Here is a 22,333-nt window from a genome sequence, read left to right as displayed (position 1 = left end):
AGGACATAGGTCGGGGCTCCGCCAAGAATGCGGAGCGTACGGTCCAGGGCCGCGAACACGGTCGGGGCGGTCCGGTCCCGGAGGGCGATCACGACCCGGGTATCCCCCAGTAGCTGTCACGGACGCGTCCAGGGCGCCGGCCACAGAGATGCGAGCAGGCCGTGTGGGCACGAGGATGAATCGGCGCAGGAACCATTCCACTCAGTTCCGTAACGGTAAGTTGCATAACGCAGCTGGCCGTGTTACGTTTCTGATAGAAACGTAATAGAGAGTTGATTCCAGTGTCAGATCCTCTGATGGCGCCACGCCGTCCCGGTGGTCGTGGCAGCGACATCGGTCGCCCTCGCGACCCGGACATGGATCAGGCGATCCTGCGGTCCACGATTCAGTTGCTTTCCGAGGTTGGCTACGTCCGTGTGTCCGTGGCCGAAGTTGCACGGCGTGCGGGGGTGAGTAAGCCTGCCATCTATCGGCGGTGGTCGCAGAAGTCCCAGCTCGTCGTCGAGGCGATGGTGACTCAACTGCGTCCCGGTATGGAGCACGACTCGGGCAGTGCCGCCGACGACCTGGTTGCCCTGATCGAAGGGTTGATCGATGTGTTGACCCATACTCCGCTCGGGCGGGTGTTGCCCGGCCTGGTGGCGGAGATGGCAGCCGATCCGATGCTCGCCACCAGCTATCGCGACCTGATCATCAAGCCGAACTTAGAGTACTGGCGCGCCGCCGTCGAGCGCGGAATCGCCAGAGGTGAGTTCTCCGCGGACACGGATGTCGACTTCGTTCTCAACACGCTGGCCGGGCCGTTGTATTTCTGCCTTCTCATCACGGGTGAGCCCATCGCAGCCGGCTACGCGCGCTCGGCCGTCGACCTGATCCACGCCCGCTATGGAACGGCCCCCAGCTAACACAGGCACGCCTGCACTTCCCTGCACTTCCCTGCACTTCACCTTCAAACGTCCGCGGTGTTCCAACGCGCCTGCGCGCCATAGCGCTCGCGTGGTCCGAGCGCGCTCGTTTCTATTCGGTCGCCCCAGCACGCTTAGCCCATTTCACTCCTAGACAGGAAGAACATGACCAGCATTTCGAACACCAAACCTCATTACATGCGATCTACTACCGCTATCCCTTCATCTGCGATCGCCTCGGCGCGTGGTCTGGTGAAGACGTATGGCAAGGGTGATACGGCGGTGCAGGCTCTGGCGGGCATCGATGTGGACTTCACCCGTGGTGAGCTGACTGCGATCATGGGCCCGTCCGGTTCGGGCAAGTCGACCCTTATGCACTGCATGGCCGGGCTGGACACGGTCACCTCGGGCAGCGTGGTGATCGACGGCGAAGACGTCGGCCGGATGAACCAGCGCCAGTTGACGAAGCTCCGCCGGACGCGGCTGGGGTTCATCTTCCAAGCGTTCAACCTCGTCCCGACGCTCACCGCGGCCGAGAACATCACGCTGCCGCTGGACATCGCCCGCCGTCCCGTCGATCGCGCTCACTTCGAGGCGATCGTCGCCGCTGTCCGCCTCGAGACCCGTCTGCACCACCGCCCCAGCGAACTCTCCGGCGGGCAGCAGCAGCGCGTCGCGTGCGCCCGTGCCTTGGTAGCCAAGCCTGCCGTGATCTTCGCCGATGAACCCACCGGCAACCTTGACTCGAGGTCTTCCGCCGAGTTGTTGGGCTTCCTGCGCCGGTCCGTCGATGATCTCGGCCAGAGTGTCGTCATGGTCACACATGACCCCCGCGTTGCCACCTACGCTCATCGGGTTCTCTTCCTGGCCGATGGCCGACTCGTTGGGGAAATCATCAACCCAACCCAGGCATCCGTTCTGGAGGTCCTCGGTCGCCTCGACGCTACGCCCGCGACCGATGCGGGCGACGACTCTGGCGTGCTCGCCCCGATTGGCTTCTGATGCGGCGCGTGGCATTGCGCGGGATTCGCGCCCACCTGGTGCGGTTCATCCTGTCGATCCTGGCCGTCGCCCTCGGGGTGGCCTTTGTATCAGGCACCTTCTCCTTGCGCACCATGATGACCTCCACCTTCTCCGGGATCGTCGAATCCTCCATGCTCGGCGACGCGTACGTGCGCGGAACCGAGCCCGTCGCCGGCTCCAGCACAACCGGGACCACTGGCGAGACCCGCAACACCGTCCCGGCATCCCTCGCCACCCAGATTGCCGAGGGGCACGGCGTCGCCAAGGCGTTCGCTGAGATTTCAGGCCCCATCGTGCTCGTCGGCAAGGACGGCACCGCAGTCCAGAGCACCCGGTCACCCAGCTTCGGCATGGCACTGCACCCCAATGACACTACGGTCACGGTTGTCGCCGGTGCCGCCCCGAGTGGGCCTACCGAGGTCGCTCTTGAGTCCGCAACCCTTGAATCCTCCGGGTTGGCCGTCGGAGACCAGACGAAGGTCGTTGTGGCCGGCGTGATTCGGAGCGTGCAGGTCACCGGCGAAATCTCACTGGGAACTCCCATGGCCGGGGCCACGATTGTGTTCCTCGACGTCGCGACTGCGACGGCCGCCTATGCTGCGGACGGCATGGTGGCCACGATCGCCGTGTACGCGAATCCTGGAGTGTCCGAGGCAGACCTGGTCGAGAACCTGACCCCCGTGCTCGTTGGCGACAAGGCTGCCCTGGCTGAGGCCCTTACCGGCGACGCGATGCGTGCCGAGGCGCGCACGGACATCGACAGTCAGCTCGGATTCGTGCTCACGTTCATGCTTGTGTTCGCCGGCATCTCACTGTTCGTCGGGGCCTTCATCATCTCCAACACGTTCTCCATGTTGGTGCGCCAACGCACCCGCGAGTTCGCGCTGCTGCGCTCCGTGGGAGCCTCACCGACCCAGGTATTCGCGTCCATCCTGATCCAGGCGGCCGCCGTGGGTCTGCTCGGATCGGCCATCGGCATCGGCGGTGGCCTCGGCCTGGTGTCGCTACTTCGGGTCGGCTTCGCTCAGGTCGGGATGGACCTGTCCGGGTCCATCCCGGTCGACGCGCCGACCGTGATCATCTCCCTGCTGATGGGCACCGTCGTGGCCGTCGTGGCGGCAGCCTTTCCTGCCCGCCGCGCAGCCCTCACCGCACCAATTGAGGCCATGCGCGAGGCGACCACGACCGAGAGGTCCCTACTCGCGCGCACCATTATCGGCGGCGTCTTCACGGCAACCGGTGCAGCAGGGCTCGTCGCAGCCCTAATCGCTCCCGAGGACGGCGGCTCTGTGATGGTCGGCGTCGGCGCGGGCCTGGTCATGCTGGGGACGCTGTTGCTGGCCCCATTTCTTGTCCGTCATACCCTTGGGGTGCTCGCCGCGGTGTTTGTCGCGACGGTCAGGCCGCTGGGCCGGTTGGCCCGCGGGAACGTCGTCCGCAATCCGCGACGCACCGCGAACACCGCCAGCGCGTTGATGATCGGCATGGCACTGGTTGGGGCGGCCTCGGTCCTGGCTGCCTCAGCGACCGCTTCCACCCGCGCTATTGTCGACGACGGCTGGAGCTCGGACTTCTCCATTCAGTCCGCCACCGGCAACGTACCGATCGGCGCCGTGGCCGACACCCGGGCCTTGGCCTCCGTCAACGCTGTCGACGTGCTCACGTACGGCCCGGCCGTGGCTACGGGGCCAGGCGAAACGGCATCTGCGGAGAATCCCCTCTGGGTAGTGGGTCTGCCTGTGGGCGCTTTTGGCCGCAGCGTCACGATCGATACTGTCACCGGCGCCCTGGACACACTCGCGCACGGCCAGATCGCCGTCCAGAAGGCCATCGCGACCGACCGTGGCTGGCACCTCGGAGACGAGGTCACCTTCCCCTCTCGAACGGGAACGATCAGCGCCCGGATCGGCGCGATTGTTGATACCAGGCTCATCGGTTCGCCGATCATCGTCTCCGACGTGTTCTTTGCCACGATCATCGAACCTGCCCAGACCACTGTCGAAGATCTACTCATCACGGGAGCACCCGGTGTGACAGCGGCAGAATTGCGCGCAGACCTCACCGACGTCGCGTCATCCTACGTGGTGCTCTCCGTCCTCGACACTGAAGACTTCGCTGCGCAGATCGCCAGCCAGGTCAATCAGATCCTCCTCATCTTGTACGCGCTGCTCGGGCTCTCGATCATCATCGCCATCCTCGGCATCGTCAATACGTTGGCGCTGTCGGTGATTGAGCGGACCCGGGAGATTGGCCTCATGCGCGCCGTCGGTCTTGGCCGGCTCCAGCTCGCCGGAATCATCACCATCGAGAGTGTCCTGACCGCCGTTTTCGGAACCGTCATCGGAGTTGTTCTCGGGGTCGCCGTCGCAGCAGTGATGCCGACCGTGTTTGACGGGGTCGGTCTGACCACGCTCGCCATTCCCTGGGTCCAACTCGCCGGGATGCTCGTCCTGGCAGTCGTCGTCGGCGTCCTAGCCGCACTGTGGCCGGCATCGCGCGCCGCGCGCTTGCCTGTTCTCGACGCCGTCGCCTCCGACTAATGAGCTGACACGACACTGCTGCAACTTCAACCCAACCCCCCAATAAATCGGAGTCACACACCATGTCAGCCACCCGACGAACCATCGTCGAACTCCATTCACCGTACGAGATTCAGGAGACGCTCCGATGAGCGCAATCGTGCGCTGGTTCGTCGCCGTGGTCCTGGTCGGACACGGTTTGATCCACCTGCTGGGCGCGGCCAAGGGGCTGGGCTGGGCCGAGGTGGCCACGCTGACCGAGCCGATCCAGCCGGCGATCGGAGTGGCCTGGCTATTCGCTGCAATTGTGATGGTGGCGACCGGGGTGCTGCTCGCAGCCCGCAAACAGAGGTGGTGGGTCGCCGGAGTTATCGGCATCCTGATCTCACAGGCCGTGATCCTGATTTCCTGGAGCGACGCCAAGGCCGGCACGCTGGCGAATCTCCTCCTGTTTGCGGCACTGGGGTACGCATTCGTCTCCAACGGTCCGATGAGTTACCGCGCCGCGTCTCGGCGTATCGGCGTCTCGTGACGCGCCAGCCTGCATGTCCCCGGGTCAGGGTGGGTATGTGACTCATCGTGCGATTGAAGTTGCTTATGCTACGTGCGTCGTAGTACGATCAACATAGCAAAGCACGGAAGGAGTAGCCATGATTAGCGCAGACGCGATTCGCGGGTACGTCGATCTCATGGTGCTCTCGCTACTCCAGAAGGGGCCGTCCTATGCTTATGAGCTCGTGCAGCAGATCAGCGCTGTGACCGGAGCGGACTACTCCATCAAGCAAACAACCCTGTATTCCGCTGTCAAGCGCCTCGAAGCCTCCGGTCTCGTGACGTCGTTTCCCGGTACATCTGAGTCCGGCAAGTCCCGCACCTATTATCAAGTCACCGAATCAGGTCTCGCCTACCTCGATCAGAAGATCGATGAGTGGCGCGACACCAAGTCTGTAGTTGATCGTTTCGTGGAAGGAATCCGCTCATGAACGTGGTTATCGCCTACCTAGAGACGATGTTCAGCTCGTATCCGCAGACGCCTCGCTTGCTCGAGGCGAAAGCCGAACTGCAAACGATGATGGAAGACGCGTACAGCAGCCTCATTGCCGAAGGATCGACGCAGAACGAGGCCGTGGGGAAGGTCATCACTGACTTCGGGAACCTCGACGAAGTGGCGCCAGCGCTCGGTATCACCGCCGAAATCGCTCCGGCCGATGCGACCTCGATGAACCTCGCTTCAGGAGCTGCCGCTCCGGCCCTCGCTGCAGGGGCCTGGGTAGCCACCCAGCCGCCCGTAACGATGAAGGAGGCCGAAGGGTTCGCCGGAGCGCATCGCAACACGCGATACCGGCTCGGTGCTGGCGTCGCACTCTGCGTTATGTCTCCGATCCCACTGCTTCTGTTGCTCAATGCCGCAGCTATGCACGATTCACCAGTGGATAGCGGAGCCGCAGTCGTGGCCGGAACCGTGCTTCTACTTTTCGTCGCAGCCGGCGGGGTGGTGTTGCTGGCGGGCATATCCAAAAACTTCACGCCCTTCGCCCGGCTACGAGGAGGACACTTCGGCCCAAATCCCTCCGTGACCGAGTGGGCTGCTGAGCTGGCGCAAACCCACGAGCGCCGCCGCTTTACAGCTCTCACGCTTGCCGTCTTGCTCTGGGCGCTATCTCCCGTACCGCCACTCATAGTGACCTACCTGCCAGAGACCGCAAATCAGGGCTCCTGGATCATCGGAAGCACGGCCCTCACACTGCTTCTCGTCGCTGCGGGCCTGCTCGTCGCTCTCCCCGCAACGTGGGCGCGGAGCGTCGCCAACACCATCAACCGTGCCGATCTTCGAGACCGCTGAGGCCCAACACACCCTGGCGTGTTCAGCGTGGCAAACCCCACCACCTACCGCCGCGAGAATTCGGACACGTACCTTGGAATCACCACCCGAGGTCAAGCGGCATTCTTCGAGTATCGAGGAACTTTGTTTGCACTTCTCGACGAGTGAGTAAGTGGAGTACGGAGGAAATCTTTGCTACTTGTCTCGTACCCCTAGGGATGTAGGACTCAAGTTTCCGTGTCCGAGCTCGTGCGTGGGACGCCCCGCCACCGGGCTGGATATCGGGCTAACCGAACGGGACCGGAGTAAGTCGGCAGAATCAGAATCGCTTGACTCGGGTCGACAGCGCGTTGAACGTTCCTTTGAGGGCATTCTTCCGTTAGTCGCAGTCGGTACATTCAGTGTCCTGACCGCGTCGAACAGCTCCATTTTGCGGTGAAGAATCGTCGATTAATGATTAATTTCTGTCGGGGCACGTTCTAAAAAGACGTGGCGAACACTTCAGTTACAGCTCCACGTCGTCAGGAGGCATCGACGCAGGCACGATCCTGGCGGTGGTGTCCTTGCGGCGGTAGAGATGACCCTGGTCAGGGTCGCAGTCGCGGAACGGCCCATTTCCTTTGTCGAAGATGATGGCGGCGTGGCGGTCCCAGTGGTTGATCCACCAGGACGACACAGCGCCGGCGTCACCGTCCATGACACTGGCGTCGGCTTGCATGCTGGCCTGCCAGAGGGCCTTGAACCGGGCGACTACTTCCGGGTGTAGCCACCATTGGGTGCACCACGGTGTTGGTTTGGTGCCGACGACTTCGACGGTGGCGAGGTGACCGGTCAGCCAGTCAAGGAACATTTGGCGAACGTCGACCGCGTCCTCTTCATCGTTGGTTGAGTCGTGGTCGTCGCGCTCAGCCATGGGCTGCTACCTCCGCTGCAGTGGTGTCGTCCGGCACCGGGACCGGCGTTGGCACGGGGCCTGCTGTCTTGGTTGGGGTGCGGTTGATGGTGGTGGTGAGGGTTTTGTCGCGGAACCAGGGGACGGTGTTGACCATGACGGGGCGGCATTTGGAGCTGAAGACGATGGCGCGCCATTCGGGGAGGGATCCGAGGGCGGCGATGTCGAGGGTGTTGACCTTGCGGGTGTTGGTGGAGGTGGATTGGTGGCCGTCTTTGCCGGTGGAGCTGCCGTAGGTGATTTCGTCGTGTTCACCGATGAGGGCCGCCAGCGAGCGGAGGAAGTCGTCGTCGCCGGACCCTCCGCCGAAGACCCGGGTTGCGGCGGCGTCCCAGAGGGTCTGCCACCCGTCTTTCCCGAACGCGTCGATGGCTTGGGCGCGGGATTGGAAGTAGGAGTTGAGGATGATGCCCATCGATCCGTAGAAGGAATACACGGAGGGCAGTTCGGGCCAGCGGACGATGTTCGCGCACTCGTCGAGCTCCATCACCAGCGGAACCGGGAGCCGGCCACCGTTTCGCTGCGCAGCGGTCTCCGCCGTTTTGCAGATAGCTCGGATCAGGGCGGTGAGGATGGCGCCACCGGATCCTTCACCGTCTTTGGAGAGGAGCACGAGGGTGTCGGTGCTGGTGATGAACGCGGCCGGGTCGAACCGGCGGATCCCGGCCCGGTCGGTCCAGGCGAGGAGGTCGTCGTCCGCGAGGGCCGACGCCATCCGCTGCGCGGTCGCGTACACGCTGCCCTTGGTTTTATCCGGCCAGCTCAGAATGCCCTCGATCGTGGAAGAGGGCCCGGTTTTCCCGTGGCGGGCGAGGATCTGCTTCACGTCATACCCCTCAGCCCGGGCAATCCACGCGAACACCTGGGACAAGGGTTCCTGTTCGAGGGCGGCGGCGTAGAAGAAGTACGCGAGCATGTCCCGCCCGGCCGTATCGAACTGGGAATCACCGCCCCGGTCAGAGGCCTTCCGGGTGGAAGCCTCGAAGATCGCAGCGAGCTCCCGGGCGTCCGCGGCGCTGCGAATGTACTCGAGCGGGTTGAACACGAAGTCAGGCTGCTGGTCCAGGCGGTAGATGCGGTTGGGGTCGAAGATGAACGCCTGGCCGTGGCTGGCCCGGCCGGCGAGGGTTTCGCGGACGCCGTCGACTTTGTTGGACGTCATGATGGCGGCGCCGGGGGCTTCGAGCATGTGCCGGATAACGAGCGCGGATGTTTTGCCGCGGCCGGTGCCGAACACGTACACGCCCAGGTCCCGCCACCCCTGATACACCCACCGGTTCCCCCGCCCGACGAGGCGGCCGACCCGCTCCCCCGCCGGCAGATTCACCGCGGCCGGGTGCAGCTGAGCCGCTTCCTTCGCCCGCAGTTTCTCCCGCAGCACCGCGGACTGCCGGGGCGTGGCCATGTGCCGCAGCGCCACGTTGTTGCGCTTGGTCGACGCCCACTGGGCTTGCTTGGCAAGGATGAACGCGAACAAGGCCACAGCCAGGACCAGGGCGACCACGCTCGTCCAGGTTGCCGCGGGCGGCCACGGTGCGTCCCGGAAGAGGAAGTCCCCCGCGAGGGCGGCGGGGTTCCACGGATAGGTCGTGCCGGTGGGGGTGATCATCGCGCCGACGTGCACGGCCACGAGCAAGGCGAGGGCTGCGAGGAGGGCGAGGAGGCCGGTCATGATGCGGGCTTTCCAGTCGATCATCTGGTTCTCCTTGCCCCCGAGAAAACGGGTGCCTGTCTGGTTGTCGAGGCGGCGCAGTGCGCCCGGGATTCGGGCATCAGTTGGCGAGTTTCATGGGGTCGGTGCTGTTTGGGTCGACGGCGATGTGGACGTGGTTGCAGTCGTCCTTGAATTGCTTCATCGACAGGTCCAGGCTCACGCCGGCGTCGGCGCGGCACTGGTTCTGGCCGGCCCCGGACCCGGCAGGCATGACCGGGCTGAGCGCCTTCAAGAGCTTCAACGCGTTCGCGTCGGCGCCAGTGGTGGGCATCCGGTCGAAGGAGTAGAAGTCGACGGCGTGCCCGCCTCCATTCGCGGAGTGCGGCGAGGAGTGGCCGGAGCCGAGGACCTGGCCGGTGCAGGCCCGGTTGATGTCGGAGATCCCGACGGCATCGAACATGTTTGTCGCCATGGTGATGACTTGCAGGATGCGGGTGTCGATGCCGCAGTTCGGGCGGGTTTCGCCGTCGGCGATCCACCGGATCTCGCGCAGGTGATCCGGCGACAACCCCGTGATGGTGCCCGCGTCGATCTTGACCACCAGGGCCGCCGCCAACACCCGCGCGTCACTGCCAACGCCGGCCGCGCACGCGGCGTCCCCGGTGGTGAGAGCGGTCACGACCTCTTGCGCCTGGTCGTAGTAGGTCGTGTAGTAGTTCGGGTCGGCGTTGATCTGCACGGCGTGCGCCGCCTGGGTGGGCGCCAGGGTGTCCCAATTTGGGACAGTGACGAGGCGTTGGAAGAAGAACCCCGCGGCTTGGGTGGGGTTCATGCGCTCAGCCAGGGTGCCCCAGGTGTCGCGTTGCTGGAACAGGCCGCGGGAATCGGGCCCAACAGTGTCGCCGTAGCTGAGGTTTCGGAGCGTGGATTCGCCCATGGCGGTCATCACGGCGATGGTTTGCCCGTGAACGTTGACGCCGGCGGTAGCGCCGGCGTTCATGATCAGGGCGGCGTTGACGAGTTGGTCGCCCTGGTACCCGGCGACCGGTGCGCGTTCGGCGGCGCCCTGCGGGTTCGCAGCCACAGCGGCGCAGGCCCCGGTGCCGGGGCCGCCGCCGGTGACGAGGAGCAGCCCGGTGAAGAGGACCACGAGCAGGACCACGAGCCCGGTGCCGAGTATGCCTTTCTGCACGGATTTAGGTGGTGGCGTTGCCGGCGGCCATGGCGGAGTCGGTGTTGGTGACTTCCACTTCCCAGTCCGAGCGGATGTGGCGGATGTGGGTTTCCGGGTTGGACCCGTACTTGAACACGCAGTGCCCCGGATTCAAGCCCATGAGGGTGGCGGCGGTGTCGGGGGCGAAGTTGAAGGTTTCTTGCGCCCAGCGGGCGTCTTCGGGGCGGTCTTGGCGGAACGCGTACACGGTTTGGGCTTCTTGGACGACGGTGTAGCCGGGGCTCTCTGGCGGGATGTCGGTGCCTTTGTGCATGACGAAGACGTTGGAGATGCCGAGGGAGCGGGAGAGTTTCTGGTTGGATTTCACCAGTTGGGCGGAGGGGCCGCCGATCATGTGCCAGCCCTCTTCGTAGATCACGTTCGTCACGAACCCGCGCTCCTCACGCAGCCGCCCCATCAGCCACATGTTCCCGATCGCCATCACCGTCGGGATCGCGGGGCCGGAGTCGGGGAGCTGGGAAATGTCGAACGTGGTGAGCTTGTGGGAGAGGTCGACGCGGCGGCTGGTTTCGCCGTCGAAGACGCCGGCGTAGGTTTCGAGGAGGTTCTGCAGGCCGAACCTGATCGACAGGCCCGCCTGGTGGAACCGTTCCGACGCCTCCCCCGACAACCCCTGATCTGTCGGCACCAACCCGAGGAACGGCATCAGGTCTGTGGTGGTGGCGGCTCGGCGGGTGTCCTGGAACTTCTCAAACAGCAGTTGCAGGGCGTACCGGGTGGCTTTCTCTTCCCACTCCGTGGCGGGGGTGTCGCCCCGGGCGATGCGGGCGACAGCGTTGATGAGCAGCATTTGGCCTTGCAGGCCGGTGCCTTGGGCGATGAGGGGGTCCATCAGGTTGAAGCGGGTGCCGGAGCCGTCGGGGTCGAAGCGGAGGGGTTCGGTGCCCATGCGGCGGGTGACGCCGGCGTATTCGCCTTCGCCGCCCTCGTCTTTCTTGTCGAACACTACGGCCCGGTGGTTCTTCAGCAGCAGGGGCCGCATGACCATGACCGTTTTGGTGAACGAGGACTTCCCGGACCCGACGGTGCCGATGATGAGGACGTTGGGTGAGGTCAGCTTCCTGGGGGTCGCGTTGTACGCGGTGGGCGCGTCGTGACTGATCATCGTCGACGAGAGCGTGTCGGTGCCGTTCACGACCCCGTCAATCCCGGTCGGCGCCCCAATGATGCCCGTGTTCAGGATCTCGGCCTGCCTGGTCGTGGACGGCGCCCCGGCCAGGCGGGGCGCGTACCAGCCGCGCGCCGCCGCCCCCGAAGAGGCCCGCAGCACCGACCCGGGCCGCTCGAACGGCGGCACATCGACCGGCCGCCGCGACGACACAGGAGCGTCAGAAACCGCAGCGTCAGTCCCGGCGGCATCCTCTTCGCCCGTGAGCACGGGCGACGTCGCCACCGGGGTGACGAAGATCTTCAGGCCGGGGACTGTCCCGTACCAGGGCTTCTTGGTGGGGGTGCGTTTGCCGTGCTCGGTGCCGGTAGCCGCGGGGGTGGCGGGGTTGGGGTGGGTCATGAGATGGCTTCCTTGTCGGTGCGGCCGGCGAGGCGGTTGATGGCCCGGGTTGCCAGGGTTGCGCCTGCTGGGCGAAGGCCCCGGCCGAGGGGCCAGGTGGTGCCGGAGGCGGCGGATTGGAAGGAGTCTTGCCAGTCGAGGTGTTCGATGCCGAGGCCAGTCGCGCACGCTTCCTCGAGCTGCCGGGAGGCGTGGCCGAGGTCTGCCCTGGTGGGGGCGGAGATGGTGACGAAGCCGATCCAGTCGACGCCGTGGTGGTGGGATCCGGCGGCGAGGTCAGCGGAGCGGCGCTGCGCGGCGGACATGCGGGTGGTGCTGTCGTCGGAGATGAGGCGGCCCTTTTGCTGGTCGGCGAGGACCCCGGCGAGGTCGCGGACGACGTCGGCGCGCGCTTTCGCTTTCGCCTGCCCCGCCGGTACCAGGTGCAGGTGGAAGGACACCGACCGGACGAAGGTGAGTTCGCGTCCGATGAGGAGGTCGAGGGACCAGAGGGGGCTGCGGCCGGCGACGGCGAGGTTCTCGCCGTGGATGGCCGCGGTGCGGTGCCACCACGTCACCGGCGGCGCGGCAGGTCCGGTCTCGGTCATGACGAGGGAGGTGGGGTCGACGCCGTCGACGATGTGCGCGGAGAACTCGTCCCGGGACGCGATCCCGGACAGGAGCGGGTCCACGTTCCGGGTGAGGTCGATGGGCAGGTGCGGGTTCTGCTGGTGCAACATCAACGCCGTGGTCTGCTTCGCAGTCAGGGCCTGCACGTCACCCATCCGGGCTTCGTTCAACCCCAGTTCGGTGGCCTGAATCTGCCCGGCCATCAACGCCCGCCACGCGTCCCGGCCCGGCCCGTATTTCCCGGCTGCGTCGGTGAACTGCTGGGTGAGGGGCCAGGACACGACCACGTAGTGGCGTTGCACCATCGCGTTGGCACTGGATTTCCGGATCACCTCGTCATAGGAGAGCTTCTGCGCCTCAAACGACGCCCGCTGCTCCGTCGTCCAGTCCTCCTGCACGGGTTCCAGGCGGGTTTTCACCCACTGCTGCTGCCGGGCCGAGTCCGGCGGTAGAACCCGGGTGAGGGTTTGCACGTTCCGAATCAGAGACGAGGGTGCGGCGCGGCGGGCGAGGAACTTGCCCCACGCGTTCGCCGCCCGGGTCAGAGCGGCGGCGGTTTCCATCCCGCGCAGCTGCCCGGACACGGAGAACGCGACCGATAGGTACGGTTGCTCACCGATCGGGGCGTGCCAGGCGATGCCGGGCATGTTGGAGGCGTATTGGAGCCAGCCCATGCCGTCTGCGCCGTCCGGGTTCGCCCGCATCTTCACCGCGGCGCGTTCCGCGGCCTGCTTTTCGTCTTTGGTGCCGCGGAGGATGGCTTCTTGGAGCTGGTCCCACGCGCCGACCTCGTAGGGCACGAATTCGTCTGTGCCGAGGCGCTTCCGGGCCCGGGCGCGGGCGCGTTTCCGGCGACGCTCGAGGACGGTGCCGCGGTGGGTGCGGGCGGTGGTCAGCATGGTGATGCCGACCCCGGTGACGGCGACGATCAGGGCGGGGAGGCCGAGCCCTGAGACCATGCCGGCCATGCCTCCGGCGATGAACACGGTGAGGAGGATCATCCGGGTTTTTGAGGCGGTGCCGCCGAAGAAGCCGCGGTGGCCGGACTCGCCGCCGAGGTAACGGATGTGGGACTCCGGGGTATCACTCACTAGACGGAGTCCTTTCCATAATGTTCGTCTTGGTCCTCGACCGGTGACACGGCTGCGTCTGTCACCGAATCGGTGACCTTCTTCGTCGCCTCAAACCCGGCCATTGCACCGGCGGCAATCATGGTGGGGACACCGATCGCCGCCCCTGCACCGGTCGCGGACTCGGCCACACCTGCGGCGGCCATGCCGCTCTCGGCAGCGGCTGCGCCGCCGCCTGTTGCAGCGGCGCCGGCGCCTGCGGTGGCTCCGCCGGCGGAGCCCACGGATGCGGCCTCAGAGATTGACGACGTCGCCGGTTCGCCCTCGCGTGCAGGTGAACTGCCGCCGGTGCTGCTCGAGCTGCCTGCGGATGGCGAGCTGCCGCCGACGGAGGAGCTGCTGCCTCCGCCGGAGGAGGGCTCGGGGCCGTTGTCGCTGTACTTGGCGTCGGCTTGCTGCATGGACTGAGACCCGATGTTCGGTCCGACAGGGGCTGTTCCGCCGCCACCGGTGGGAATGACGGGGGCGAACTTCGTCAGTGCGACCGGGGCGAGTCCGGCCATGAACAACGCCAGGATCGACACGACCAAGGTGACTGTTTTGGCGAGGCTGGGGGTGTCGGAGAACGCATCGACCTGCGCGCTCATCATGCTGTACGCGATCGCGAGCAAGAAAAACAGCAGCGGGTGGGACGCCAGGACCCCGAACCAGAGATACGCGATCTTCGACCCGAACTTCCGCTTCTGCGGGTCCACGATCCACACGAACCCGAGGGGGAAGAGGACGCCAGAGAAGTACAGGGTGATGAGCTGCACGATCAGCATCAGGAGCACGACGAGCAGGCCCAGGATCATGAAAAACATCAGAATCACGCCGAGGACGGCGCCGCCGGCGAGGCCGGACCCGTCTTCCTCGGAGAGCATCGTGGAGAACTTGGCCACGATCGTTTCGGAGTTGCTCGTGACACCCCACGCGATCAAGGAGTCAGACAGGGCGCCGAAGAACTTCACCAGGAACGCGCCGAGCGCGGGACCGAACATGGCCCCGAGGATGAACGCGGGCCCGTAGAGGGTGAGGGACTCCCCCAGCTCCCGGCCGGACTGGTGGCCGCGCGCGGTGCGCACGATCTGCGGGATCAACAGGGCCACGAAAACGAAGATCGCCAAGGCAAACGACACCTGGTACGCCTGAATAAACCAATCCGCCGTCAGATCCGGAAGCGTCGCATGCGTCAACGCCGGCAACACCGTATCGGAGAGACCCTTAGCCGCTCCCTGCAACAGCTTGAAGGAGTTCCCGGCCGGGTCAGACCAGAAGTCCGCCACGCCTGCGGCGGTGTTCACGGCGTTGTTGACGCCGCTGACTGCGTCCTTGATGCCACCCGTCGCGCCGTCCCAGGCGCAGCCCGTCCAGGTTGTGCAAGCTTCCGCCGCCACTAGCAGCCGCCGGTGTAGCGGTTGCCGCCGGCGCCGAGCTTCTCAGCGTCAGGCTGTTCGCCCTTTTCGACGTGCCAGGCATCGCCTTCCCAGACCATGACGAAAGCCTGCGCAGTCACCTTGGTCGGGCTCAGTTCACCGTTCACGACGTAGCCGGCGGCGATATCGACCGTCACCCGGTCAGCCGTGGAGTCCTGCGCCACCAGCCACAGACCATTTGTGGTCGACAAATGGAATGGCGTGCCGGGCTCGACGTCACCAGTCGTGAGGTCATCCGTCGAGGCGTACGTGCCGGCGATGTCCTTGAACGACTCCGGTGCGTCGGCAGCCATTACCTCGCTGCTGACGGTGTTTGCATCTTCGGCGGAGGGGTAGGGATACTGCCAGATGAAACGGTAGAACGCCGTCGCCGTTTCCACGGCCCCATAGGTCGTGTGCTTGGCATCTGCCTGGGCTGCCAGGACCATGTTGACGTTGCGGTCCTGCCCACCGAGGCATCCGGTGGGTGCGACGTCGTCCCCGATATCTCCGGCGCTCACGCTGCTGGTTGGGGTCGGTTTGGGGGTGGCCGTGGCAGTGCTTGGTGCGGCGCCTGGTGTTGGGGTGGGGCGGGTGGCGGTGTAGGCGATGCCTCCGCTGATGGCGACGACGAGGACGGTGGCCCCGATGATGATGGGCCAGCGGCTACGGCCGGATGCTGTGACCATTCGCATGGTGGGACTCCTTGGGGTGCGCGTTGGTGGTGTGGGTTAGCCGGCGAAGGAAAGGACGGCGCCGACGATGATGGCGAGGCCGGCGAGGGCGGCGAGGGAGATGCCGGCCCAGACTGCTTTGCGGCGTCCTTGGGCGTGGGCTTGGGGGTTGGGATTGGTGTCGCCGGAGGCTCCGGCCATGGCGACGATTCCGAAGATGAGGAATCCGATGGCAACGAGGATGCCGATCGCCCAGAGGGCGGCGATGAGTTTTTGCCAGAGGGCGGTGAATTCANCCGAAGGAGAAGTCGGGCAGGATCCCGTCGAGGGGGTTCTCGATCGCCGCGTGGAGCAGGAGGTCGTGCATGGGGGTTAGGCCTTCCGGTTCTGTGTGGGTGCGGCGGAGACCGCGGTTTGCAGGGACCGGACCACGCTGGCGGCGGCTGCCACGAACGCGTCCCGGGTTGCAGGGTTGAGGCGGCTCAGGGTGAGTTGTCCGCGTTCGGCAATGTGGGAGTCGTACGGGATCTCGTGCAGGGCAGACACGCCGGCCTGGCTAAGGAGTCGTTCGACTTCTTGGCGGACGGCGTTGTTCTCGGGGCGGCCGTCGGTGAGGCGGATGGCGATGGCCCGGTTCGCAAGCTCCGCGGAGGGCCCGCCCTCTGCCCGGAGCTCTTCGAGGAGTTGGATGGCTTCGAGGACGGAGTCGCCGGCGTTCATCACGGGGATCACGAGGACGTCGGAGACGGACACGGCGCCGCGGAATGCGGAGGAGGTGGGGACGTTGCCGGAGTCCATGACGCGGATGGAGTAGAAGTCGTCGATGACGTTGGAGACGGCGACGACGGATTCTCCGGTGAGGCGGTCGCGGCGGCCGGTTGATCCGACCACGGATGCGAAGGATGTTTGCGGAGCGGTGTATCCGGCGAGGCGGCCGGCGGTTTGGACGTGGTCGACGTCGCGGACCAGTTCGCCGAGGCCGAGGAGGGGGTTGCCCTCGGCGCGGAAGTTCAGGGCGCCGGGGTCGTCGGAGACTTCGAGGATCGCGACCGATCCGCCGCGGATCGCGGCCAGCACTCCCCCAAGGAGCAGGGCGGTGGGAGTCTTGCCTGTTCCGCCCTTGGGGTTGTTCACCAGGACCGAGACCGCACGCGTCCAGGTCGCCTGCCGCACTGTCGTCTCGTGCGTTGTCCGCAGTTCCTTAGAGCGCCGCTCCCCCAGCTCGGCGGCACCCGGCCCAACGGGCAGGCCCAGGCGGGCCAGAGCACCGCGAAACCCGGCAGTGGCCTTGCCCGGAGTTGTCGAGTGCGACGCGACAGCTAAGCCAGTGGGACTGGCGAACAGCACAGACGTACTGGCCAGATCACTGGCGGCGGCCATCGTTGATGCCGATGCGCCCGAGCCCGGCGAGGTCTTCAGTGCGTCGGTCGTTAGGGGCAGTGCAATCTGGGCGGGTCTTTCGGTGGTGCTGCCCGTGGTTTCGGGACGGAGCCGAGGCTGTATCGGGGCGATGAGAGCGGCGTCTTCCTCGACGTAATCTCCGGCGCGGTCTGCCGCTCCGAAGACGTCGTTGGGTGCGCTGCAACCTGTGTCACTCATGGGTGGTGTGTCCTCTGCTCTTAAACCCTGAAATGTATGTTGCGTTCCCGCCGAGGGCGATGTCAGGGACATCGACAGCGATTTGGACGGTCCAGGTCGTGTGCTGCAAGTGACGCCTTTCGAATGGTGCGAACAGGGGGTCTTTCCACGGGCTTGCAGAAGGGGCGAGATTTTTTCGTTCCACCCGAATATCGAATTGAAGGTGGCAGCTCTGTTGACCGCACCGGAGGCGCCCGCGAGGAGATCACGGTGCTCGGCTGGAGGGGATCGCCGGGTTCGCCGGGCGAGATCGTAGCGATGCACAGCAAGGTGAGCGTGGAGGGGTTGGACGGCGCAAGGGCGGTGTTCACGATCCGGAACCCGTAGCTTCCTTCTTCACCGACCGCAGCGATCGTCCTTGGACTGGCCTCTCGGTAAGTGGAAGCGGTGCCGTGCGACTAACGGAGACTCCCCCGTCACCGCCGACTGCTCCTGCTCTGCGATCCAGGCCTGCGAGATTCTGTAACCTGTTCAGGGGTGCTTTGGATCCTGGGTACGACGCCTCCCGCGAGGCGCGTTGGGTGCCTCGTGATTCAGGCCAACTGAAAAGCGCGCTAATCGACAAGCCTACGGCGCCGTCCACTGATGCTTCCATTGAATGAAAGCATACTGCCAATTTATGAGAGCTTAGTATTCGTGATCGGCTAGCCTGTGAGGGACGAACGAATGCGGCTCCGCCTTGCGCCAGAATGGACGGGTGGATCCCGCCAAGCAGCCGTCAGCTCCTGAGTGGAACACTGACATGAAGGCGATTGAGCAAATATTCGGCAACCGTGCACGCAACGACATCATTCGAGTGCTTGCTGTCTCGGATCAGATGACTTATGGAGATCTACGCGAGCAGGTTGGAATTCGGGACAGCACGCTACATCGGCACTTGCGCGCGCTGGAAGAGTATGGCGTGATCGCCGCTGATCTTCCGCCGGGTCAGCGTCAGGGTCGCGGGGTCCGCTATTCGATCCGGAGAGCACGAGTCGAAGCCCTCGGGCAGGCGTGGATGCGCTATCTCCTCGGTGAAAGCTCAGAGTAGGTCATAGCTGTACCGGGGTTAATCGGTACGTCGACTCAGCCACTCGGCGAGGGCACTCTCCCACAATTCTCGGTCCCTGTTCCATTCGAGTGTGTGGGGCGTCGCTGGGAGTTCGACCAACTCGACCGTGTCCTTGTGCGCCTCCGAGAACGCCCGAGACAATTCGATCGGCACGGATTTGTCGCCGGCGCTGTGCAGCACGAGGGTAGGAATTCGGAGGTCGGAGCCATTTCTTATCCAGTCCAGCGCGTGCAGGTCTATGGTCTCCTGGAGCTGGATGGTGCGCCGGAGCGAACTGTCCGCCAAGACGTGCATCGCCAGGCGAATTAAGACCGGAGGCAGTCGGGCACTTCGGCCTCCCGCGATTATTGTCGAGCGCCAATCCGTTACCGGGGCAACGAGGCAAAGTCCCAGAATAAGATCCCGATGCTTGGACGAGCGAGCCAGCAGCAACGCGATGCTTGCCCCCATCGACCAGCCGACTAAGACAAAGCCTTGGGCTCCCTGCTCGCGGGCGTAGTCGAGTGCCGCTTCTACATCAAGCCATTCTGTCTGGCCAAGCATCGATCTTCGGTCGTCGGAGTTTGGAGCCTCCTGATCATTTCGATAGGAGACCACGAGAGAAGTCAGGCCGGCGCTGTGGGCGACTGGAATTCCCCGAAGTGGACCGGCTCGGGTGGCGCCCTGTCCGTGAATGTGAATCGCCCACGTCGATGGTTTTGACTGGTGTGGTGTTGCGTCAAAGCGCGTAGCTGGGGCTGAACCCAACGCGGTCGGTATGTTCACAGTGGTGAACGGCAACTCGAGGTCCTCGGGTCGGGACGGAACGACACCGCTCCAGCGCGCCGTCTGGCCTGCGCGCAGTGTGCTGCCAAGGGAGCTAATTACTTCGCGAGTGACCACGGAGGCACATTCATCAACCGCCACAACCTCGCCAACCCTCGCGTAGCCTCTGCCATGGTCATACCAAATTGCATACTCCCCAGGCGCTCTGGTCGCGGCGCTCAGCGGAAGGGTCACGACAGCGATTGGCTCGTCTGCTCCGACCGCTCCAATGCGCATCGATTCCCGCCTTGGGGTTTCCGTGCCAACTATGTTTTTGGCGATCGCGATGCTTGCAGTGAGCATGCCAAAGATGGTTAGACCGCACACCGCGATTGCACTTCGAAGAATCATTCGGTCGTGTTCCGCGCGCCGGTCGGGGTCTCGGCCCCGAGGAGAATGGCCAAGTCTGCATCGGTGAGCTTGTCTTTGGCGCTCGCCTCAAGCAAGAGCGCATCGCGAATCTCGACCAGTGTTCGGTGAACTGCGACGTCCACGTCGGGTCTTCTTGCTCCTTGTGTGTGGCTGAGGGAATCTCGGCCCAGGTCGAGCCGTTGAGCTGAGACCTTGTCCCAGATTCGATTCAGGTCGGGAAGGATGAGCTGCAGTCGTCTGCGTTCCAATCGGTCGTTGGCCCATCCGAGAATGGGCGGGAGGGACAACCCGATGCATAGAAGTACGAGTGATGCGACGTTCAGAACGTCGTACGCACTGGAAAAAAGTGCCAGCAAATGTGGCGGACCGAATAGGTGCGTCAAATCCATGCCCACGATGCTGAAGACATTCAGAACGGCGGCCCAGCACCCCGCCCCAACGATGTAAAAACCGCTTCGCCTCGCAGCCGTGCTCATGCGTCCAGCAAATTGCAGACAGATCGATCCCGTCACCGCTACAACGATGCCCAAGTATGTGAACTGGATCAGGGAATATGCGCACGCCGCGGGTTGGTCTCCGAAATCTCGCATGAACGAATCTGAAGACCAGGGGGCGTCCACGAATTGAAAGGCAGTGATTGTGAGGCAAGAACTCACGATCGCACCTATAAGAAATGGCTTCTCTGTCGATCGAGCTCTGCTGTGTGAGGATGCTCGCAAAATGGCCCGCGAAAGGAAGTAGACCCCAATTAGAAGTAGGAGATTTGCCAGTAAATCCGCATAGTTGTGTCCGGTCAGGAACGAATCTGTTGCCCTGTAAATAGCATCAACGTTCAACGTCAATGAAACGGCGATCATGACAGCCGCGTACAGGATGCTTTGATCTGTGCGTCGGCGCGTGCCTGAGGCCAGCGCCGCCACGAGCGCCCACAGGACCGCGGCGATGATCATTTGCATCATCCGAAGACGCCCTCGAATTCCTCGGGTTCTCTCGTGCTTGAACGGATTGCGTACGTGAGTAAGTCGGCTAGTGCCTCGGCCGCCAACTCGTATGAATCCCGGAATCCTGAACGGCCAAAGGCCATTGTGGTACCTTCCCCCGCCAGCCGCAGACCGGGGAGCCCTGGGCCGTCGATCTCGTCGTGGCGCAGGATCATGTGCGACAACTCGTGACAGACGATCTGTTGTCGGTGCAGTTCGGAATCCGTTGCTGCGTGGAAGATCAGGTCGTCCCCTCGCCGGGCGAGCCAGAGCCCGCAAATCTCCGTTCCGTTGAGATGCCTTGAAATGGCGATTGAGATGGGCTTGCCGCGACGGCCCTCCACGAGGCTGACAATGCTATCCACCGAGACTCGACCGTGCAGATCTAACGCTGAGAAGGCGGTGCGTGCAAGCTCGCGTGGTGAAGAGGCGTTCTCTGGGTCAACGACAGCCCTGTGGGGCGCTCTAATCCACTTCGGGATCTTCATCGTCCGCTTCACCGATTACCTGGTTCAAGAGTTCAGTAATTGCCCTAAGTGTTGGCGGCGATACTTCGCCCAGAGTGCGCGCTGCAAAATTCTTCACTTTGGCGGCGCGAATGGCAATGATCATCTCGTTCATCGCGATGACCCGTTCTGGCTCTGGAACGCCAGGTCCGCCCAAGAGATATTCAGGGTCAACGTCGAAGTACTCAGCCAAGCCGCGCAGGAGGGACTCGTCCGTCACCAAGTATCCGGACCCGCTCAGCATGTAGGACCAACGTGCGCGTGACAGTCGCACGCCGCGTGCATCAAGTACCGCGGCGATCTCCTTGTAAGTCAAAGCATTACCACGTTCCGCAGCGAAAGCGTCCAGCAACAAGTTCAGCTTTCGCGCCAACTCATACCTGGCGCGTTCGTCCCCAGAGGCGTTTTCTTCTAGGCGGGTTTCGTTCAATCTGGCCTTCTAGTAGTCGGGCACATCGCGCGACCGATCCGGCCTTGGGGAGTCGGCGCGACGTGCAAGCGCAGTTCCACCCTAGTTGGACACGCGCAGCTGGACATGCCTAGAGTGGGCTAGGCATGTCCAGCATCTGAGGCATTCGTGGGAAGAGATTTACACATGGTTCGACTAATGGCTCGTCGTTCGGGCGCAGGTATCGTGCGATTTCTTGTGCTGCGAGGCGCTATGACAATCGATGAAATCGCTACATCAACGCGGGCCTCCGAGAGAACGGTGCGTCGCCACCTCGAAGGATTGAAGGACTGCAACTTGGTCGATGAACTCGCAAACAGTGACAGTCCCGACGCGTCAAGATTCGTGGCGAACAATCGAATCATCGCGGCGGCTGCCGCCGGGCATGTCGATTTCGTCCTCGGTCGCTGACGGATGCTGGTGTCCATCCGGGAAACTGCCTTGGCCGATCAGGGGAGAATTAGCTACGGTTTGGCAACACGCCGCCACAACCTCCCTGTTTCTGATTCAGCATCCCGATATCTTCAGACCATGCCACCTCAACGTTCCTACGGCGGACGCAAAAGCAAAGGCGATCGCCAACCGCTGATTTCCAGAGTTCCGTCGCCGATCGCGGACGCAGTGCGCGACCGCGCAGAGGAACGAGGAATGTCACTGAGCGATTACATCGCTTCAGTACTCGCACGAGATGTTGGCCTTGCCACCCTCGCGCCCCAGGCATCCATCCGTCATGACGAGGAGCTGCCCATCAACCAGGTCGCTTAAACGAAAGAGCCCGCCGCTTTCGCGACGGGCTACTGCAAGTTTCGTAGCTCAAACCCTCTGTGCTTCCCGGCGACGAGGTTAGAGCTAATCCAGATCAACAGCCCTCACGGGAGGTTTCTCTATGTCCCAGAGCATAGCGCACGTACTCCAGAATGCACCCGGAATTGTGTCCGGCGTGTCTGGCGTGTCCACTGAAGCGTGGACAGCCTGGGCTTTGACGCGCCGGATGAGTCCGCGCGATCAAGTCCGTGTGATGAAGCGCGACGCGTACGGGCGAGTGGACGAGAACAGTTACCCCCTGATCCACCGTGTTGGGCCAGCTGAACCTACGACGCCGTGGGCG

Annotated in this window: 21 protein-coding genes; 8 read left to right on the top strand and 13 right to left on the bottom strand. The window is 64.1% G+C overall.

The genetic code is table 11. The annotated features are described in order from the left end of the window. Positions 1-296 precede the first annotated feature (296 nt). The 6 genes from E3T23_RS05280 (at position 297) to E3T23_RS05255 (ending at position 6,290) form a co-directional block, all read left to right on the top strand. Entirely contained in the window at positions 297-905 is a 609-nt protein-coding gene (locus E3T23_RS05280; RefSeq protein ID WP_134369348.1) for a TetR/AcrR family transcriptional regulator, read from the top strand. Between the two features lie 198 nt (positions 906-1,103). Next, complete coding sequence (locus E3T23_RS05275) at positions 1,104-1,907, top strand: ABC transporter ATP-binding protein (protein WP_134369350.1); 804 nt, start codon at positions 1,104-1,106, stop codon at positions 1,905-1,907. Continuing rightward, positions 1,907-4,468, top strand: coding sequence for an ABC transporter permease (locus E3T23_RS05270; protein WP_134369347.1), 2,562 nt, complete (start codon positions 1,907-1,909; stop codon positions 4,466-4,468). The genes E3T23_RS05275 and E3T23_RS05270 overlap by 1 nt, the downstream gene beginning before the upstream one ends. Positions 4,469-4,595: 127 nt before the next feature. After that, positions 4,596-4,979 (top strand): hypothetical protein, encoded by a 384-nt coding sequence (locus E3T23_RS05265; protein WP_134369346.1) that lies wholly within the window; start codon positions 4,596-4,598, stop codon positions 4,977-4,979. Positions 4,980-5,097: 118 nt separating this feature from the next. Beyond that, positions 5,098-5,430 carry a PadR family transcriptional regulator gene (locus E3T23_RS05260; protein WP_134369345.1) on the top strand — a complete coding sequence of 111 codons (333 nt, stop codon included), beginning with the start codon at positions 5,098-5,100 and terminating at the stop codon, positions 5,428-5,430. Then, complete coding sequence (locus E3T23_RS05255) at positions 5,427-6,290, top strand: permease prefix domain 1-containing protein (RefSeq protein WP_134369344.1); 864 nt, start codon at positions 5,427-5,429, stop codon at positions 6,288-6,290. The genes E3T23_RS05260 and E3T23_RS05255 overlap by 4 nt, the downstream gene beginning before the upstream one ends. 484 nt (positions 6,291-6,774) lie before the next feature. Here E3T23_RS05255 and E3T23_RS05250 read toward each other — a convergent pair whose 3' ends face one another. From E3T23_RS05250 to E3T23_RS05210, 9 genes are all read right to left on the bottom strand, one after another. Next, the gene (locus E3T23_RS05250; RefSeq protein WP_134369343.1) at positions 6,775-7,182 is read right to left on the bottom strand and encodes a DUF4913 domain-containing protein; all 408 of its coding nucleotides are present in this window, start codon (positions 7,180-7,182) and stop codon (positions 6,775-6,777) included. Beyond that, positions 7,175-8,917, bottom strand: coding sequence for a type IV secretory system conjugative DNA transfer family protein (locus E3T23_RS05245; RefSeq protein WP_134369342.1), 1,743 nt, complete (start codon positions 8,915-8,917; stop codon positions 7,175-7,177). The genes E3T23_RS05250 and E3T23_RS05245 overlap by 8 nt, the downstream gene beginning before the upstream one ends. 76 nt (positions 8,918-8,993) lie before the next feature. Then, a complete protein-coding gene (locus E3T23_RS05240) occupies positions 8,994-10,067 on the bottom strand; it encodes a hypothetical protein (protein ID WP_134369341.1) in 1,074 nt (357 codons plus the stop codon). Between the two features lie 4 nt (positions 10,068-10,071). Next, positions 10,072-11,619 (bottom strand): ATP/GTP-binding protein, encoded by a 1,548-nt coding sequence (locus E3T23_RS05235; protein ID WP_134369340.1) that lies wholly within the window; start codon positions 11,617-11,619, stop codon positions 10,072-10,074. Then, complete coding sequence (locus E3T23_RS05230) at positions 11,616-13,319, bottom strand: hypothetical protein (RefSeq protein ID WP_134369339.1); 1,704 nt, start codon at positions 13,317-13,319, stop codon at positions 11,616-11,618. The genes E3T23_RS05235 and E3T23_RS05230 overlap by 4 nt, the downstream gene beginning before the upstream one ends. Next, positions 13,319-14,734, bottom strand: a complete 1,416-nt coding sequence (locus tag E3T23_RS05225) for a hypothetical protein (protein WP_134369338.1) — start codon at positions 14,732-14,734, stop codon at positions 13,319-13,321. Before E3T23_RS05225 ends, E3T23_RS05230 begins: the two co-directional genes overlap by 1 nt. Beyond that, complete coding sequence (locus E3T23_RS05220; RefSeq protein ID WP_134369337.1) at positions 14,734-15,447, bottom strand: hypothetical protein; 714 nt, start codon at positions 15,445-15,447, stop codon at positions 14,734-14,736. Before E3T23_RS05220 ends, E3T23_RS05225 begins: the two co-directional genes overlap by 1 nt. 36 nt (positions 15,448-15,483) lie before the next feature. Then, positions 15,484-15,669 (bottom strand): hypothetical protein, encoded by a 186-nt coding sequence (locus E3T23_RS05215; protein WP_241977616.1) that lies wholly within the window; start codon positions 15,667-15,669, stop codon positions 15,484-15,486. Between the two features lie 129 nt (positions 15,670-15,798). Next, positions 15,799-17,025, bottom strand: coding sequence for a nucleotide-binding protein (locus E3T23_RS05210; protein ID WP_241977612.1), 1,227 nt, complete (start codon positions 17,023-17,025; stop codon positions 15,799-15,801). 736 nt (positions 17,026-17,761) lie between these two features. Between E3T23_RS05210 and E3T23_RS05205 the strand changes: the two genes are divergently transcribed. After that, entirely contained in the window at positions 17,762-18,094 is a 333-nt protein-coding gene (locus E3T23_RS05205) for an ArsR/SmtB family transcription factor (RefSeq protein WP_134369335.1), read from the top strand. 18 nt (positions 18,095-18,112) lie between these two features. Here the strand turns inward: E3T23_RS05205 and E3T23_RS16085 are convergent, their stop codons facing one another. From E3T23_RS16085 to E3T23_RS05185, 4 genes are all read right to left on the bottom strand, one after another. Then, positions 18,113-19,156: an alpha/beta hydrolase family protein gene (locus E3T23_RS16085; RefSeq protein WP_338145444.1), complete on the bottom strand. Its 1,044-nt coding sequence runs from the start codon at positions 19,154-19,156 to the stop codon at positions 18,113-18,115. Between the two features lie 110 nt (positions 19,157-19,266). After that, positions 19,267-20,241, bottom strand: coding sequence for a hypothetical protein (locus E3T23_RS05195; RefSeq protein ID WP_134369333.1), 975 nt, complete (start codon positions 20,239-20,241; stop codon positions 19,267-19,269). A gap of 5 nt (positions 20,242-20,246) precedes the next feature. Continuing rightward, entirely contained in the window at positions 20,247-20,759 is a 513-nt protein-coding gene (locus E3T23_RS05190) for a hypothetical protein (RefSeq protein WP_134369332.1), read from the bottom strand. After that, positions 20,737-21,207: a hypothetical protein gene (locus E3T23_RS05185; RefSeq protein ID WP_134369331.1), complete on the bottom strand. Its 471-nt coding sequence runs from the start codon at positions 21,205-21,207 to the stop codon at positions 20,737-20,739. The genes E3T23_RS05190 and E3T23_RS05185 overlap by 23 nt, the downstream gene beginning before the upstream one ends. Before the next feature lie 165 nt (positions 21,208-21,372). On the opposite strand from E3T23_RS05185, the gene E3T23_RS15965 reads away from it, so the two are divergent. Next, entirely contained in the window at positions 21,373-21,636 is a 264-nt protein-coding gene (locus E3T23_RS15965) for an ArsR family transcriptional regulator (RefSeq protein ID WP_134369330.1), read from the top strand. The last annotated feature ends 697 nt before the right edge of the window (positions 21,637-22,333 follow it).

It is taken from the genome of Cryobacterium cheniae (genome assembly GCF_004403395.1).
Lineage (GTDB): Bacteria > Actinomycetota > Actinomycetes > Actinomycetales > Microbacteriaceae > Cryobacterium > Cryobacterium cheniae.
Note: the sequence above shows the minus strand (reverse complement) of the source record. Positions and strands in the feature narration are given on the sequence as shown.

Coding starts and splice junctions, on each gene's coding strand:
- E3T23_RS05250 (WP_134369343.1), bottom strand. CDS start 7,182: ATGGCTGAGCGCGACGACCACGACTCAACCAACGATGAAGAGGACGCG.
- E3T23_RS05210 (WP_241977612.1), bottom strand. CDS start 17,025: ATGAGTGACACAGGTTGCAGCGCACCCAACGACGTCTTCGGAGCGGCA.
- E3T23_RS05245 (WP_134369342.1), bottom strand. CDS start 8,917: ATGATCGACTGGAAAGCCCGCATCATGACCGGCCTCCTCGCCCTCCTC.
- E3T23_RS15965 (WP_134369330.1), top strand. CDS start 21,373: ATGGTTCGACTAATGGCTCGTCGTTCGGGCGCAGGTATCGTGCGATTT.
- E3T23_RS05190 (WP_134369332.1), bottom strand. CDS start 20,759: ATGAAGATCCCGAAGTGGATTAGAGCGCCCCACAGGGCTGTCGTTGAC.
- E3T23_RS16085 (WP_338145444.1), bottom strand. CDS start 19,156: ATGCGCATTGGAGCGGTCGGAGCAGACGAGCCAATCGCTGTCGTGACC.
- E3T23_RS05275 (WP_134369350.1), top strand. CDS start 1,104: ATGCGATCTACTACCGCTATCCCTTCATCTGCGATCGCCTCGGCGCGT.
- E3T23_RS05260 (WP_134369345.1), top strand. CDS start 5,098: ATGATTAGCGCAGACGCGATTCGCGGGTACGTCGATCTCATGGTGCTC.
- E3T23_RS05235 (WP_134369340.1), bottom strand. CDS start 11,619: ATGACCCACCCCAACCCCGCCACCCCCGCGGCTACCGGCACCGAGCAC.
- E3T23_RS05270 (WP_134369347.1), top strand. CDS start 1,907: ATGCGGCGCGTGGCATTGCGCGGGATTCGCGCCCACCTGGTGCGGTTC.
- E3T23_RS05255 (WP_134369344.1), top strand. CDS start 5,427: ATGAACGTGGTTATCGCCTACCTAGAGACGATGTTCAGCTCGTATCCG.
- E3T23_RS05195 (WP_134369333.1), bottom strand. CDS start 20,241: ATGATCATCGCCGCGGTCCTGTGGGCGCTCGTGGCGGCGCTGGCCTCA.
- E3T23_RS05265 (WP_134369346.1), top strand. CDS start 4,596: ATGAGCGCAATCGTGCGCTGGTTCGTCGCCGTGGTCCTGGTCGGACAC.
- E3T23_RS05280 (WP_134369348.1), top strand. CDS start 297: ATGGCGCCACGCCGTCCCGGTGGTCGTGGCAGCGACATCGGTCGCCCT.
- E3T23_RS05220 (WP_134369337.1), bottom strand. CDS start 15,447: ATGCGAATGGTCACAGCATCCGGCCGTAGCCGCTGGCCCATCATCATC.